Source organism: Rhizobacter sp., from assembly GCF_035702065.1.
Classification (GTDB): Bacteria; Pseudomonadota; Gammaproteobacteria; order Burkholderiales; family Burkholderiaceae_C; genus Rhizobacter.
In genome coordinates this window covers 1-12,863 of sequence record NZ_DASSRA010000280.1, presented here as the reverse complement: position 1 = coordinate 12,863, position 12,863 = coordinate 1, and the positions used below count along the sequence as shown (strand labels likewise).

At 64.8% G+C, this 12,863-nt stretch carries 13 protein-coding genes; 9 read left to right on the top strand and 4 right to left on the bottom strand.

The genetic code is table 11. The annotated features are described in order from the left end of the window. The first annotated feature begins 20 nt into the window (after positions 1 to 20). Positions 21 to 1,244, top strand: a complete 1,224-nt coding sequence (locus VFL64_RS12745) for a DesA family fatty acid desaturase (RefSeq protein WP_489540752.1) — start codon at positions 21 to 23, stop codon at positions 1,242 to 1,244. Between the two features lie 129 nt (positions 1,245 to 1,373). Here VFL64_RS12745 and rpmG read toward each other — a convergent pair whose 3' ends face one another. The 3 genes from rpmG to trxB all read right to left on the bottom strand — a co-directional run bounded on the left by rpmG (position 1,374) and on the right by trxB (position 2,882). Continuing rightward, positions 1,374 to 1,541, bottom strand: a complete 168-nt coding sequence (gene rpmG, locus VFL64_RS12740) for a 50S ribosomal protein L33 (protein ID WP_047498832.1) — start codon at positions 1,539 to 1,541, stop codon at positions 1,374 to 1,376. 14 nt (positions 1,542 to 1,555) lie between these two features. Next, on the bottom strand, positions 1,556 to 1,789 hold the full coding sequence (gene rpmB / locus VFL64_RS12735; protein ID WP_047498829.1) for a 50S ribosomal protein L28: 234 nt from the start codon (positions 1,787 to 1,789) through the stop codon (positions 1,556 to 1,558). A 142-nt stretch (positions 1,790 to 1,931) separates the two neighbouring features. Then, positions 1,932 to 2,882 (bottom strand): thioredoxin-disulfide reductase, encoded by a 951-nt coding sequence (gene trxB / locus VFL64_RS12730; RefSeq protein WP_489540751.1) that lies wholly within the window; start codon positions 2,880 to 2,882, stop codon positions 1,932 to 1,934. 177 nt (positions 2,883 to 3,059) lie between these two features. Between trxB and VFL64_RS12725 the strand changes: the two genes are divergently transcribed. From VFL64_RS12725 to lolA, 3 genes are read left to right on the top strand one after another with little or no spacing between them, the layout of a single operon-like run. Next, positions 3,060 to 3,725, top strand: a complete 666-nt coding sequence (locus tag VFL64_RS12725) for a Crp/Fnr family transcriptional regulator (protein WP_489540750.1) — start codon at positions 3,060 to 3,062, stop codon at positions 3,723 to 3,725. A gap of 58 nt (positions 3,726 to 3,783) precedes the next feature. After that, complete coding sequence (locus VFL64_RS12720) at positions 3,784 to 6,153, top strand: DNA translocase FtsK (protein WP_489540749.1); 2,370 nt, start codon at positions 3,784 to 3,786, stop codon at positions 6,151 to 6,153. Then, on the top strand, positions 6,150 to 6,758 hold the full coding sequence (gene lolA, locus VFL64_RS12715) for an outer membrane lipoprotein periplasmic chaperone LolA (protein WP_489540748.1): 609 nt from the start codon (positions 6,150 to 6,152) through the stop codon (positions 6,756 to 6,758). The genes VFL64_RS12720 and lolA overlap by 4 nt, the downstream gene beginning before the upstream one ends. 4 nt (positions 6,759 to 6,762) lie before the next feature. Here the strand turns inward: lolA and VFL64_RS12710 are convergent, their stop codons facing one another. Continuing rightward, a complete protein-coding gene (locus tag VFL64_RS12710; protein ID WP_489540747.1) occupies positions 6,763 to 7,356 on the bottom strand; it encodes a chalcone isomerase family protein in 594 nt (197 codons plus the stop codon). 190 nt (positions 7,357 to 7,546) lie between these two features. Here VFL64_RS12710 and VFL64_RS12705 point away from each other — a divergent pair, with 190 nt between their 5' ends. The 5 genes from VFL64_RS12705 to VFL64_RS12685 all read left to right on the top strand — a co-directional run. Continuing rightward, complete coding sequence (locus VFL64_RS12705; RefSeq protein ID WP_489540746.1) at positions 7,547 to 8,587, top strand: SphA family protein; 1,041 nt, start codon at positions 7,547 to 7,549, stop codon at positions 8,585 to 8,587. A 102-nt stretch (positions 8,588 to 8,689) separates the two neighbouring features. After that, positions 8,690 to 10,012 carry a replication-associated recombination protein A gene (locus VFL64_RS12700; protein WP_489540745.1) on the top strand — a complete coding sequence of 441 codons (1,323 nt, stop codon included), beginning with the start codon at positions 8,690 to 8,692 and terminating at the stop codon, positions 10,010 to 10,012. Between the two features lie 176 nt (positions 10,013 to 10,188). After that, positions 10,189 to 11,112 carry a branched-chain amino acid ABC transporter permease gene (locus tag VFL64_RS12695; protein ID WP_489540744.1) on the top strand — a complete coding sequence of 308 codons (924 nt, stop codon included), beginning with the start codon at positions 10,189 to 10,191 and terminating at the stop codon, positions 11,110 to 11,112. 15 nt (positions 11,113 to 11,127) lie between these two features. Continuing rightward, entirely contained in the window at positions 11,128 to 12,216 is a 1,089-nt protein-coding gene (locus VFL64_RS12690) for a branched-chain amino acid ABC transporter permease (RefSeq protein ID WP_489540743.1), read from the top strand. Positions 12,217 to 12,225: 9 nt separating this feature from the next. Beyond that, a partial coding sequence (locus VFL64_RS12685) for an ABC transporter ATP-binding protein (RefSeq protein WP_489540742.1) occupies positions 12,226 to 12,863 on the top strand: 638 nt, incomplete at its 3' end.

Here is a 12,863-nt window from a genome sequence, read left to right as displayed (position 1 = left end):
GACGGTATAAAGGCTATTTGATGAACGAATTGATGTCTCTGTGGAATGGGCTGGTGGGATGGCTTGCCAACGGCCTTGTCGAAGCGACGTGGTGGCAAATCGTGCTGTTCACGCTCGTTACGACCCACATCACCATTGCTTCTGTCACGATCTTTCTGCACCGCTCCCAGGCTCACAGGGCTTTGGATCTGCATGCAATCCCGTCTCACTTCTTCCGTCTGTGGCTTTGGTTGAGCACCGGCATGGTGACCAAGGAATGGGTGGCCATTCACCGCAAGCATCATGCGAAGTGTGAAACCGAGGACGACCCGCACAGCCCGGTCGCTCACGGCATCAAAACGGTTCTGCTGACCGGCAGCGAGCTCTATCGGGCCGAGGCCAAAAACCAGGAAACGCTCGCCAAGTTCGGGCATGGAACGCCGGATGACTGGATGGAGCGCAACGTCTACAGCCGCTTTACCTGGCAAGGCGTGGGCATCCTGTTGCTGATCGATCTCATGCTGTTCGGCGCCATCGGCCTGACGCTGTGGGCTATCCAGATGCTCTGGATTCCCATCACTGCCGCCGGCATCATCAATGGCCTCGGCCACTGGTGGGGTTACCGCAATTTCGAGGCGCAGGATGCCAGCACCAATGTGTCGCCATGGGGCATCCTGATTGGTGGTGAAGAGCTGCATAACAACCACCACACCTACCCGACCTCGGCCAAGCTGTCGGTCAAGAAGTACGAATTCGACATCGGCTGGGTTTACATCCGCGGCCTGGAGATGATGGGTCTGGCCAAGGTCCGCAAGACTCCGCCCATGCTCAAGCTCGGCACGGTCAAGCCAGTGGCCGATTCCAAGACGCTTGAAGCACTTATCGCCAACCGCTACGAAGTGATGGCCAAGTACGCCCGCGGGTTGCGCGACGCCTGCCGCAGCGAGGTCAAACGGCTCAAGGCCGAAGGTGCCCACGGCAGCAAGAAGCTGGCGGACATGCGCCTCGCTCGCCGGTGGCTGCACCGTGATGCCGACAAGATTCCGTCGCACCTCAAGGCTCAGGTCGACAGCGCCCGTGACCACAGCCCCGCGCTGATCAAGCTCGTGGCCATGCGCGAAGAGTTGCGTCTCCTCTGGACGCGCACCAATGTCTCCGCCGAGCAGTTGGTGGCCGACCTGCAGGCCTGGTGCAAGAAGGCGGAGGAGAGTGGCATTGCTGCTCTGCAGGAATTTGCGTTGAAGTTGCGTGCAGCTCACGCGTAACCAACGCCTCGCTTGACCACGAACAAGGCCCGCCTCTCGCGGGCCTTTTCTTTTGGGGTGACAGAATTCAGCGGGCAACAAAAAACCCGCTGGGCGAACCGAGCGGGCTTCTTTGAACCGGCGGCTGAATTACTTCAGCTTGGTTTCCTTGTACATCACGTGCTTGCGAGCCTTGGGATCGAACTTCATGATTTCGATCTTTTCGGGGGTCGTCTTCTTGTTCTTGTCGGTCGTGTAGAAGTGACCGGTGCCGGCTGACGATTCCAGCTTGATCTTTTCGCGTCCACCTTTTGCCATGATCGGCTCCTAAATCAGATTTCGCCGCGGGCACGCAGGTCGGCGACGACTTGCTCGATACCCACCTTGTCGATCAGGCGCAGTGCGGCATTGGTGATGCGCAGGCGCACCCAGCGGTTTTCGGTTTCCAGCCAGAACCGGCGGTATTGCAGGTTCGGCAGGAAACGGCGCTTGGTCCGGTTGTTGGCGTGGGAAACATTGTTGCCCACCATCGGGCGCTTACCCGTAACTTGACAGACGCGTGCCATGACGCTTCTCCGTGTGATCTTGTTTCAGAACAGGGGCCGATCGGGGCAGTGGCTGCGGCCAGAAGGCTGGCTGCACTGCAGTACCGTTTTCGGCAAAGACGACGATTATAGCCAGCTTTTGTCCGGCTGGCTACGTCTGGACTCAATGCTCCAGGAAGCGCTGCGCGTCGAGGGCAGCCATGCAGCCCGTTCCGGCGCTGGTGATCGCTTGGCGATAGATGTGATCCTGCACATCGCCTGCCGCGAATACGCCTGGCACGCTGGTCATGGTGGCCATGCCGTTCAGGCCGCTCTGGGTCACGATGTAGCCGTCTTTCATCTCCAGCTGGCCCTTGAAGATGTCGGTGTTGGGTTGGTGGCCGATGGCGATGAAGCAGCCCTTGACCGCGATTTCGCTGGTGCCGCTACCTTGCGTGCTCTTCAGGCGGACTCCGGTGACGCCTGAAGCGTCGCCCAGCACTTCGTCGAGCGTTTGCCAAAGGTGCAGTTCCATTTTGCCGGCCTTGACCCGTTCCATCAGCTTGTCGACCATGATGGCCTCGGCGCGGAACTTGTCGCGGCGGTGGATCAGGTGCACCTTGCGTGCGATGTTCGAAAGGTAGAGGGCCTCCTCGACGGCCGTGTTACCGCCGCCCACTACGCACACGTCCTGGTCGCGGTAGAAGAACCCGTCGCAGGTAGCGCAGCCGCTGACGCCACGCCCCATGAAGGCCTCCTCAGAGGGAAGGCCGATGTACTTGGCGGAGGCGCCGGTGGCGATGATCAATGCGTCACAGGTGTAGGTTCCCGAGTCGCCCTTGAGCGTGAACGGGCGCTTGGAGAAATCGACCTGGTTGATGTGGTCGAAGACGATCTGCGTGTTGAAGCGCTCGGCGTGTTGCAAGAAGCGCTGCATCAACTCGGGGCCTTGAACGCCCATCACGTCGGCCGGCCAGTTGTCGACTTCCGTGGTCGTCATCAGTTGGCCGCCTTGGGCGATGCCGGTGACCAGCATGGGCTTGAGGTTGGCGCGTGCCGCATAGATGGCTGCGGTATAGCCCGCGGGGCCCGATCCAAGAATGAGGACTTGGGCGTGTTGGGTGGATTGGCTCATGGCAAAAGCAGGAAGTGTGGAGGCGCGGGGTCACGCGCAGGGCGGTCAGTCTGACATGGGGTTGACGCCGACTGGCATCAATTCGTGTAATGGTGACAATATCGATAATCACTGGAAACGTTAGTTTTCCACGTTTGAATCCTTAGACTGCGCATTCGACAAATAGGAGGTTCTCCGATGGCCATGTTGTCCAACTTGGACTTGATCCGGCGCGTACCGCTGTTCTCTCTGCTCACCAACGAGCAGGCTTCAGCCATCGCCGACAGCGTGGTAAAGCGGCGCTTTCGTCGCGGTGAGATTGTGGTTGAACACGGCAAGAAGTCGAATGCACTGTTTATTTTGCTGACGGGCCGCGCACGGGTATTGACTTCGGATTCTCGTGGGCGAGAAGTGATTCTCGCGGTACTCCAACCTGGCCACTATGTGGGCGAGATGAGCCTGATCGACAACGAACCGCATTCGGCCACGGTGCGCGCCGAGGTGCAGACCGACATGCTGATTCTCGGCCGTGCCGAGTTCGCTCGCTGCCTGCCGGAGAACTCCAGCCTCTCCTATGCCATCATGCGTGGCCTGGTGCAGCGCCTGCGCAGTGCCGACCGCCAGATCGAATCGCTGGCCTTGCTCGACGTTTATGGCCGCGTGGCGCGCTCGCTGCTCGACATGGCCGAAGACGAGGGCGAGGTGAAGATCATCCGCAACAAGGTCTCGCGCCAGGACATGGCCAAGATCGTCGGCGCTTCGCGCGAGATGGTGAGCCGCGTGATGAAAGACCTGGAGGACCGCGGCATGGTCGAGACCCAGGAAAACGGCTCGGTCATCATCAAAGAGCGGCTGACGGGCTGAGCCGGTTGCTTCGCCGGGGCATGGGTGTGCGCCCGGTTGCTTCGGCCACAATGGCTGCATGACATTTCCGCTTGGATCGCTTCGCAACGATGCGGGCAACGCTGCATCGTCCTCCGGCACCTACACCCGTGATGGGTCTCCCGGCGTGAACATGGCGCCGCTTGCGCCCGTGGGTTTGCGGGCGAGGTTCGGGGTGCTGGTGGGTGGCGTGCTGTGGCTGCTGGCTCTGATCGCCCTGGCGACCCACAACGCGGCCGATGCCGCGTTCACCACGTCCGGCAGCTCGGCGTTGCCACTCAACAAGATCGGTGCAGTCGGCGCGTATTTCTCCGACCTCGCATTCCTGCTCTTCGGCTACTCCGCCTGGTGGGGGTTGGCCGTTTCTCTGCGGTCCTGGCTCGGCGGCTTGGCGCGTGTCCTGCGCGGCGGCGAGGCGCCCGGCAGTCACCGTGCCCATGCGCCGCTGTGGATGTTCTGGCTGGGTGTGCTGCTCCTGCTGAGCGCAAGCAGCGCCCTGGAGTGGACGCGGCTGTACCAGTTCGAGCATGGCGTCGCCGGCGGTCATGCTGGTGGCGTGCTCGGCTACATGCTGGGCCCGCTGAGCCAACGCTGGCTGGGCTTTGCAGGTTCGGGCGTCTTGTGGATCGCCATGCTGGTGGCAGGCCTCGCGCTGGCCTTCCGCTTCTCGTGGTTGCGCACGGCCGAAGGCATTGGTCGCTGGGTCGATTCGCTGCGCGAGAAGCGCGTGGAGCGCATCGAGCGTGCCGAAGACCAGCGCCTGGGTGCGCAAGCCCTGCGCGAACGCGAGCACGTGATCGAGGTCGAGCACCAGTTGCAAGAAGACCACGTGCCCATCGTCATCGAGACACCGGTGATCGAGGTGCCCAAGTCGGAACGTGTGGTCAAGGAGCGCCAGAAGCCGCTCTTCACCGAACTCGCCGACACCAAGCTGCCGCAGGTCGACCTGCTCGACGCCGCACCCGGCCGCCAGGAGACGGTGACGCCCGAGACGCTGGAGATGACCTCGCGCCTCATCGAGAAGAAGCTCAAGGACTTCGGCGTCGAGGTGCGCGTCGTGGCCGCTTCGCCCGGCCCGGTGATCACGCGCTACGAGATCGAGCCTGCGACCGGCGTGAAGGGTGCGCAGATCGTCAACCTGGCCAAGGACCTGGCGCGCTCGCTCAGCCTCGTGAGCATCCGCGTGGTCGAGGTGATCCCCGGCAAGAACTACATGGCGCTGGAGCTGCCCAACGCCAAGCGCCAGACCATCCGCCTGTCGGAGATCCTCGGCTCGCAGGTCTACAACGACGCCGGTTCGCACCTGACCATGGGCCTGGGCAAGGACATCATCGGCGCGCCGGTTGTGGCCGACCTCGCCAAGATGCCGCACTGCCTGGTGGCAGGCACCACCGGCTCCGGCAAGTCGGTGGGCATCAACGCGATGATCCTGAGCCTGCTCTACAAGGCCGAGGCACGTGACGTGCGCCTGATCCTCATCGACCCGAAGATGCTGGAGATGAGCGTGTACGAGGGCATCCCGCACCTGCTGGCGCCGGTCGTCACCGACATGAAGCAGGCCGGCAACGCGCTCAACTGGTGTGTGGGCGAGATGGAGCGCCGCTACAAGCTGATGAGCAAGCTGGGCGTGCGCAACCTGGCCGGCTACAACAAGAAGATCGCCGAAGCCGCCGAGCGCGGCGAGACGCTGCCCAACCCGTTCAGCCTCACGCCCGAGCAGCCCGAGCCGCTGGAGCGCCTGCCCTTCGTGGTGGTGGTGATCGACGAGTTGGCCGACCTGATGATGGTGGTCGGCAAGAAGATCGAAGAGCTGATCGCCCGCCTGGCGCAGAAGGCGCGTGCTGCGGGCATCCACCTCATCCTCGCCACGCAGCGCCCGAGTGTCGACGTGATCACCGGCCTGATCAAGGCCAACATCCCCACGCGTTTGAGCTTCCAGGTCAGCAGCAAGATCGACAGCCGGACCATCCTCGACCAGATGGGCGCCGAAGCGCTGCTCGGCATGGGTGACATGCTCTACATGGCCTCGGGCACTGGCTTGCCGGTGCGTGTGCACGGCGCGTTCGTGAGCGACGACGAGGTGCACCGCGTCGTGAACTACCTCAAGCAGCAAGGCGAGCCGAACTACATCGAAGGCATCCTCGAAGGCGGCACGCTCGATGGCGAGGGCGATGTGTCCACCGCGGACATGCCCGGCGGCGGCAACGGCGAGAACGATCCCATGTACGACCAGGCCGTGGCCGTGGTGCTGCAGCACCGCCGCGCGTCCATCTCGCTGGTGCAGCGCCACTTGCGCATTGGCTACAACCGCGCAGCGCGCTTGCTGGAACAAATGGAGAAATCCGGGCTCGTAAGTGGCATGTCCACCAATGGCAACCGCGACATCATCGTCCCGGCCCGCGCTGAATGAAAAGCATCATTGCCGCTTCGTTGCTGAGCTTTGCCGCGGCCGCGGCGCATGCCGATGCTGTCGACACGCTCAAGGAATTCGTGCGTGACGTGAAGACCGGCCGCGCCAACTTCTCGCAGACCGTCACCTCGCCCGACGGCGCCAAGAAGAAGACCTCCAGCGGCAACTTCGAGTTCTCGCGGCCCAACCGCTTTCGCTTCAACTACCTGAAGCCCTTCGAGCAGACCATCGTCGCCGATGGGCAGAAGGTCTGGATCTACGACGCCGACCTCAACCAGGCCAGCTCACGCAAGTTCTCGCAGGCCCTGGGCGCCACGCCCGCCGCCTTGCTGGCTGGCGGGTCGCTCGAGACCGACTTCGACCTGGCGGCCCAGCCTTCGAAAGACGGGCTCGATTGGGCCGAGGCCACGCCCAAGGCGAAAGACGGTACCTTCAAGTCGGTGCGCATCGGCTTCAAGGGCAAGGTGCTCGCCTCGGTGGAGGTGGTCGATGCCTTTGGCCAACGCTCCGTGCTTCAGTTCACGCAGTTCGTTTCAAACGAGCCGGCGAAGGCCGACGCGTTCGTGTTCACCGTGCCCAAGGGCGCGGACGTGATCGAGCAGTAAAAGCTCAGGGCGCTACGCCCAGCAGCGCGTCACGCGTGCTGCCGCGCACCTTCGGGCCGATCCACACCTTCATCATCATCGGGAAGAAGCTTTCGCCCTTGATCGTTTCGCCGATCTTCTGGCCGTTCAGCGTGAACTCGGTGGTCTGGGTGACGGGGTTGTAGTCGACGATCACGAGATCGCCTTTTGCCACGCTCGGGCGCGTGCCGAACACCGAGCCGAGCTGCGAGGTCTGGACGATGTTGGCGGCGAACTCCTCGGTCGGGACGTTCTGGCGGATGCGGTCGAGCATCGCGTTGGCCAGGTCGCGCGCACGCACGTCGCGCATCATGTAGAACTGGATGCGCTTCGCGCCCTTCTCCGCCACAGCGGCTTCCATCGTGGTCTGCTTGCGCGGCAGGTAGAAGGCCACCGCGGTCGACTTGGTCGACAGGATGCTGGACGTGCCGGCGCCGTTCAGGGCCAGCGTCTGGCCGTGCACGTAGGCGACGTCGTTGAAGCGGTAGCCCTCCACGTCCACTTCGGCGGCGACCGCCGGGCGGATGAATGCGAAGACGCAGAGACAGGCAGCGGCGAGGGGGCCGAAAAATCGGTTCATGGTGATTCCTTTGGATGGGCGACGCATGGCGGGTCGCCGCGAGGCCCGGATTACACCGCGGCCGCCGGGTTTGTCCGCATAGACGCCTGCCCCTAGATGTGGATGAGCGTGAAGCTTCGCACGGTCGTTCGGCGCACTCGCTGGCACGATGCCGCCCCATGCCACAAAACAACCTTCACAGGAATCGACGATGACCGTGTTCACCACCGGCGGCCGCGCGGCTGCGCCCTTGTTCACTTCCGCTGCTCTTGCGGTGGCGATGCTCTCGCCGCTGAGCGCGCTGGCCACCGAGAACGGCCAGGTGCGTGCCCTGCTCGGCGCCCCCTCCTACGAACTCGCGACCCCGCAGTTCCCGGGCTGGTACGGCCAGTTCTGGGTGCAGCACTACAGCGCCGACACCCTGCGCGGCAACGATGGCGAAGCCGTCACGCAGACCATGACCACGCCGCTGGGCCCGCTGCAGGTCACGCCCGACGTGCGCATCCGCGCCGAGGTGCTGGTGCCGCGCCTCACCTACGTGAGCGAGATCATGGTGGGCGAGGGCCGGTTGGGCTTCTCGGCCTCGCTGCCCCTGGTACACCAGACGACCGACGTCACCCTGAACGCGGCGCTGCCCGCCGGCCTGACGCCGGGCCAGATCGCCGCCGCGAATGCCTTGCTGGCGCAGCAGAGCGCGCTTCGCTCGGGCAGCGAAAGCGGCCAGGCCGACATGGAAGTCGCCAGCTTCATCGACTGGCAGCAGGATGAGTCGCGCCTCGTGGCCGGCCTGGCCGTCGTGGTGCCCACCGGCGACTACGACAAGGATCGCGTGGTCAACCCCGGTACGGGCAGGTACTGGACGCTGCGCCCCCTGATGGTGGCCGCGCGCGCCTGGGAAAACGGCCTCGAGGCAGGCACCCGCATGACCTACTCCATCAACTCGCGCAACAGCGAGACCGACGTGCGTTCGGGCAGCTACCTGCACGCCGACTGGAGCGGCATGTACCGCGCCAACGACAACTGGAAGTTCGGCCTGCAGGGCTATGTGCTGAAGCAGTTCACGAAGGACGATGGCCCCGGCGTGGCTGAGCACGGCAACAAGGTTCAGACCCTGGGCGCCGGCCCGGTCCTGGCCTATCTGGCCGAGAGCGGCAACTGGGCGCTGGACCTCAAGTGGATGCAGGAGTTCGAGGTGCGCAACCGCCCCGAAGGCCAAGTCACCTGGGTGCGGCTGAACGTGCGGCTCGACTGAACGGCGTTTCGCGCACACACGCACGACAAAGGCACCGCGAGGTGCCTTTGTCGCTTCTGCGGGCATGGCGGCTTGTGGGAGGCGCGCTGCCACAATCCGCCCATGACCACGGCCTCGCTGTTCGCTGACGACGCCCCGGCAGCGCCGCTGTCGGAGCGGCTGCGTCCCACCACCTTGGCCGAGGTGATCGGCCAGTCGCACTTGCTGGGTGAGGGCAAGCCGCTGCGCGTGGCGTTCGAGTCCGGCCGCCTGCATTCCATGATCCTGTGGGGCCCGCCCGGCGTGGGCAAGACCACGCTCGCGCGACTGATGGCCGACGCGTTCGATGCGCAGTTCATCACCATCTCGGCCGTGCTCGGAGGCGTCAAGGACATCCGCGAGGCGGTCGAGCGCGCCCTGGCCGCGCAGACACAGGGCCGCCGCACGGTGGTCTTCGTCGACGAGGTGCACCGCTTCAACAAGTCGCAGCAGGACGCCTTCCTGCCGCACGTGGAGTCGGGCCTCTTCACCTTCATCGGTGCCACCACCGAGAACCCGTCCTTCGAGGTCAACTCGGCCTTGCTGTCGCGCGCCACGGTGCACGTGCTCAAGAGCCTGGGCGACGACGACATGGCAGCGCTGCTGGTGCGTGCGCGCAAAGAGCTCTCGGCCCCGCCGCTCGCGCCAGCAGCTGAACAGCGGCTGATCGGCTATGCCGACGGCGACGCGCGCCGCCTGCTCAACGCGTACGAGAACCTGGTGGCGATGGTGGGCGGCGTGGCGGAGATCGACGAGCCGCTGCTGGAGCGCTCGCTCGGGGAGCAGCTGCGCCGCTACGACAAGGGTGGAGAGCAGTTCTACGACACCATCTCCGCCCTGCACAAGGCCGTGCGTGGCAGCGACCCCGACGCGGCGCTTTACTGGTTCGTGCGCATGCTCGATGGCGGCGTCGACCCGCGCTATGCCGCGCGCCGCATCGTGCGCATGGCCAGCGAAGACATCGGCCTGGCCGACCCGCGCGCCCTGCGCATGGCGCTCGATGCCGCAGAGACCTACGAGCGCCTGGGCTCGCCCGAAGGCGAACTGGCCCTGGCGCAGGCGGTGGTGTTTCTGGCGATGGCACCCAAGTCGAATGCGGTGTACACCGCCTACAACATGGCCCGCAGCTTCGTTGCCCAGGACGGCACCCGTGCGGTGCCCTTGCATTTGCGCAACGCACCGACAAAGCTCATGAAGGACCTGGACTACGGGCGCGACTACCGCTATGCGCACGACGAGGAAGGAGGTTTCGCCGCCGGCGAGAGCTACTGGCCGGCCGACATGGAGCCACCGCGCTTCTACCAACCCGTGCCCCGCGGGCTGGAGCTGCGCATCGGCGAACGTCTGGAAGAATTGCGCCGCCTGAACGACGAAGCCCGCAGCCGTGCGGACTCCAAGAAGCGCTGAAACACCGTACGGGGAAACGCGCACGAGAGAGCACTGAACCCGGCCCCTAGAATCCCGCACCCAGAACCAGGACCCAAGGCAGAGACCCCCGTTGGCGACACCACGGCGGGCTTTTTGCTAGAGCACATGGCGGGGTTCAAAAGACCGCCCGCTTTCGATTTCCAGGAGACTCCTCAATGGACACTTTCATCCAGCAGATCATCAATGGTCTGGTGCTCGGCAGCGTGTATGCGCTGGTGGCACTGGGCTACACGATGGTCTACGGCATCATCAACCTGATCAACTTCGCGCACGGCGAGGTGTTGATGGTGGGCGCACTGACCAGTTGGACGGTCGTGAGCGTGCTCGCCAGCACCGGCTGGCCTGGCTGGATGCTGATGCTGATCTCGCTCATCGCCGCCATCATCGTGTGTGCGGTACTCAACTTCAGCATCGAGAAGATCGCCTACCGGCCACTTCGCAACGCGCCTCGCCTGGCACCGCTGATCACCGCCATGGGCATGTCGCTGCTGCTGCAGACGCTGGCCATGATCCTGTGGAAGCCCAACCCCAAGCCCTACCCGATCCTGCTGCCCTCCGAGCCGTTCTTCATCGGCGGGGCGGTGATCAACACCGTGCAGATCGTCATCCTGGTCACCACGGCGGTCACGCTGGCCGGCCTGATGTACCTCGTCAACCGCACCAAGCTCGGTCGTGCCATGCGCGCCACCGCCGAGAACCCGCGTGTGGCGGGACTGATGGGGGTGCGGCCCGACATGGTGATCTCGGCCACCTTCATCATCGGCGCCGCGCTGGCCGCGCTGGCCGGCGTGATGTATGCCGCCAACTACGGCTCGGTGCAGCACTCCATGGGCTTCCTCCCCGGGCTGAAGGCCTTCACCGCCGCGGTGTTCGGCGGCATCGGCAACCTGGCCGGTGCGATGGTCGGCGGCGTGCTGCTGGGCCTGATCGAAGCCATGGGCGCCGGCTACATCGGCGACCTGACGGGCGGTGTGCTGGGCAGCCACTACCAGGACATCTTCGCGTTCATCGTGCTCATCCTCGTGCTCACGCTGCGGCCGCAAGGCTTGCTCGGCGAGCGTGTGGCCGACCGCGCCTGACCCCGGGAGCCGCACATGAACCTGCGAGAAAACAAGCTCATCGTCTTCCTCATCGCCGGCGTGCTGCTGCTGGTGGCGCCGCTGATCGCCCAGCAGTTCGGCAACGCGTGGGTGCGCATCATCGACATCGCGCTGCTCTACGTGCTGCTGGCGCTGGGTCTCAACATCGTCGTCGGTTACGCCGGCCTGCTTGACCTGGGCTACGTGGCCTTCTACGCGGTGGGCGCCTACATGCTGGGCCTGCTGGCCTCGCCCCACCTGTTCGACACCTTCCCCGGCGTGGCTGCCACCTTCCCCGGAGGGCTGCACATGCCGTGGTGGGCCGTGCTGCCGCTGGGGGCTGCGATTGCCGGTGCCTTCGGTGTGATTCTGGGCGCCCCGACGCTGAAGCTGCGAGGCGACTACCTGGCGATCGTGACGCTCGGTTTCGGCGAAATCATCCGCGTGTTCCTCACCAACCTCGACGCGCCGGTCAACATCACCAACGGCCCCAAAGGGCTCGGCCAGATCGACCCGATCGTGATTTTCGGCTACGACTTCGCCAAGAAGCACACGCTGTTCGGCTTCGAGATCCCCTCGGTCACCAACTACTACTACCTCTTCCTCGCGCTGGTGATCTTCAGCGTGCTCATCTGCTACCGGCTCGAGCGCTCGCGCATCGGCCGTGCGTGGATGGCCATCCGTGAAGACGAGATCGCGGCCAAGGCCATGGGCATCAACACCCGCAACCTCAAGCTGCTTGCCTTCGGCATGGGCGCCACCTTCGGCGGCGTGTCGGGCGTGCTGTTCGCGAGCTTCCAAGGCTTTGTGTCGCCCGAGTCCTTCAGCCTGCAGGAGTCGGTGATGATCGTCGCGATGGTGGTGCTGGGCGGCATCGGCCACATTCCCGGCGTGATCCTTGGGGCGCTGCTGCTCGCGGCCCTGCCCGAGGTGTTGCGCTATGTCGCTGGCCCCTTGCAGAACATGACCGACGGCCGGCTCGACGCCGCCATCCTGCGCCAGCTGCTGATCGCGCTGGCCATGATCGCCATCATGTTGGCCCGCCCACGCGGCCTGTGGCCCACACCCGAGCACGGCAAGGCCGCGCCGGCAGCGCAAAAGTAAGGAGCCGGCATGACCACCAACGTACTCAAGGTCAGCGGCGTCTCCAAGCGCTTTGGCGGCTTGCAGGCCCTCTCCGACGTCGGCATCCACATCGAGGCCGGCCAGGTCTACGGTCTGATCGGCCCCAACGGCGCCGGCAAGACCACCTTCTTCAACGTGCTCACCGGGCTCTACACACCCGACTCGGGCAGCTTCGAGCTCGGCGGCAAGCCCTACAAGCCGACCGCCGTGCACGAGGTGGCCAAGGCCGGCATCGCGCGCACCTTCCAGAACATCCGCCTCTTCGCCGAGATGACGGCGCTCGAGAACGTGATGGTCGGGCGTCACGTGCGCACCGCCTCGGGCCTGCTCGGCGCGGTGTTCCGCACTGGCAGCTTCAAGGCCGAAGAGGCCGCCATCGCCAAGCGCGCGCAGGAACTGCTCGACTACGTGGGCATCGGCAAGTACGCCGAGTTCAAGGCCCGCACGCTGAGCTACGGCGACCAGCGCCGCCTGGAGATCGCGCGCGCACTCGCCACCGACCCCAAGCTGATCGCGCTCGACGAGCCGGCCGCCGGCATGAACGCCACCGAGAAGGTGGTGCTGCGCGAACTCATCGACACCATCCGCAAGGACGGCCGCACCATCCTGCTGATCGAGCACGACGT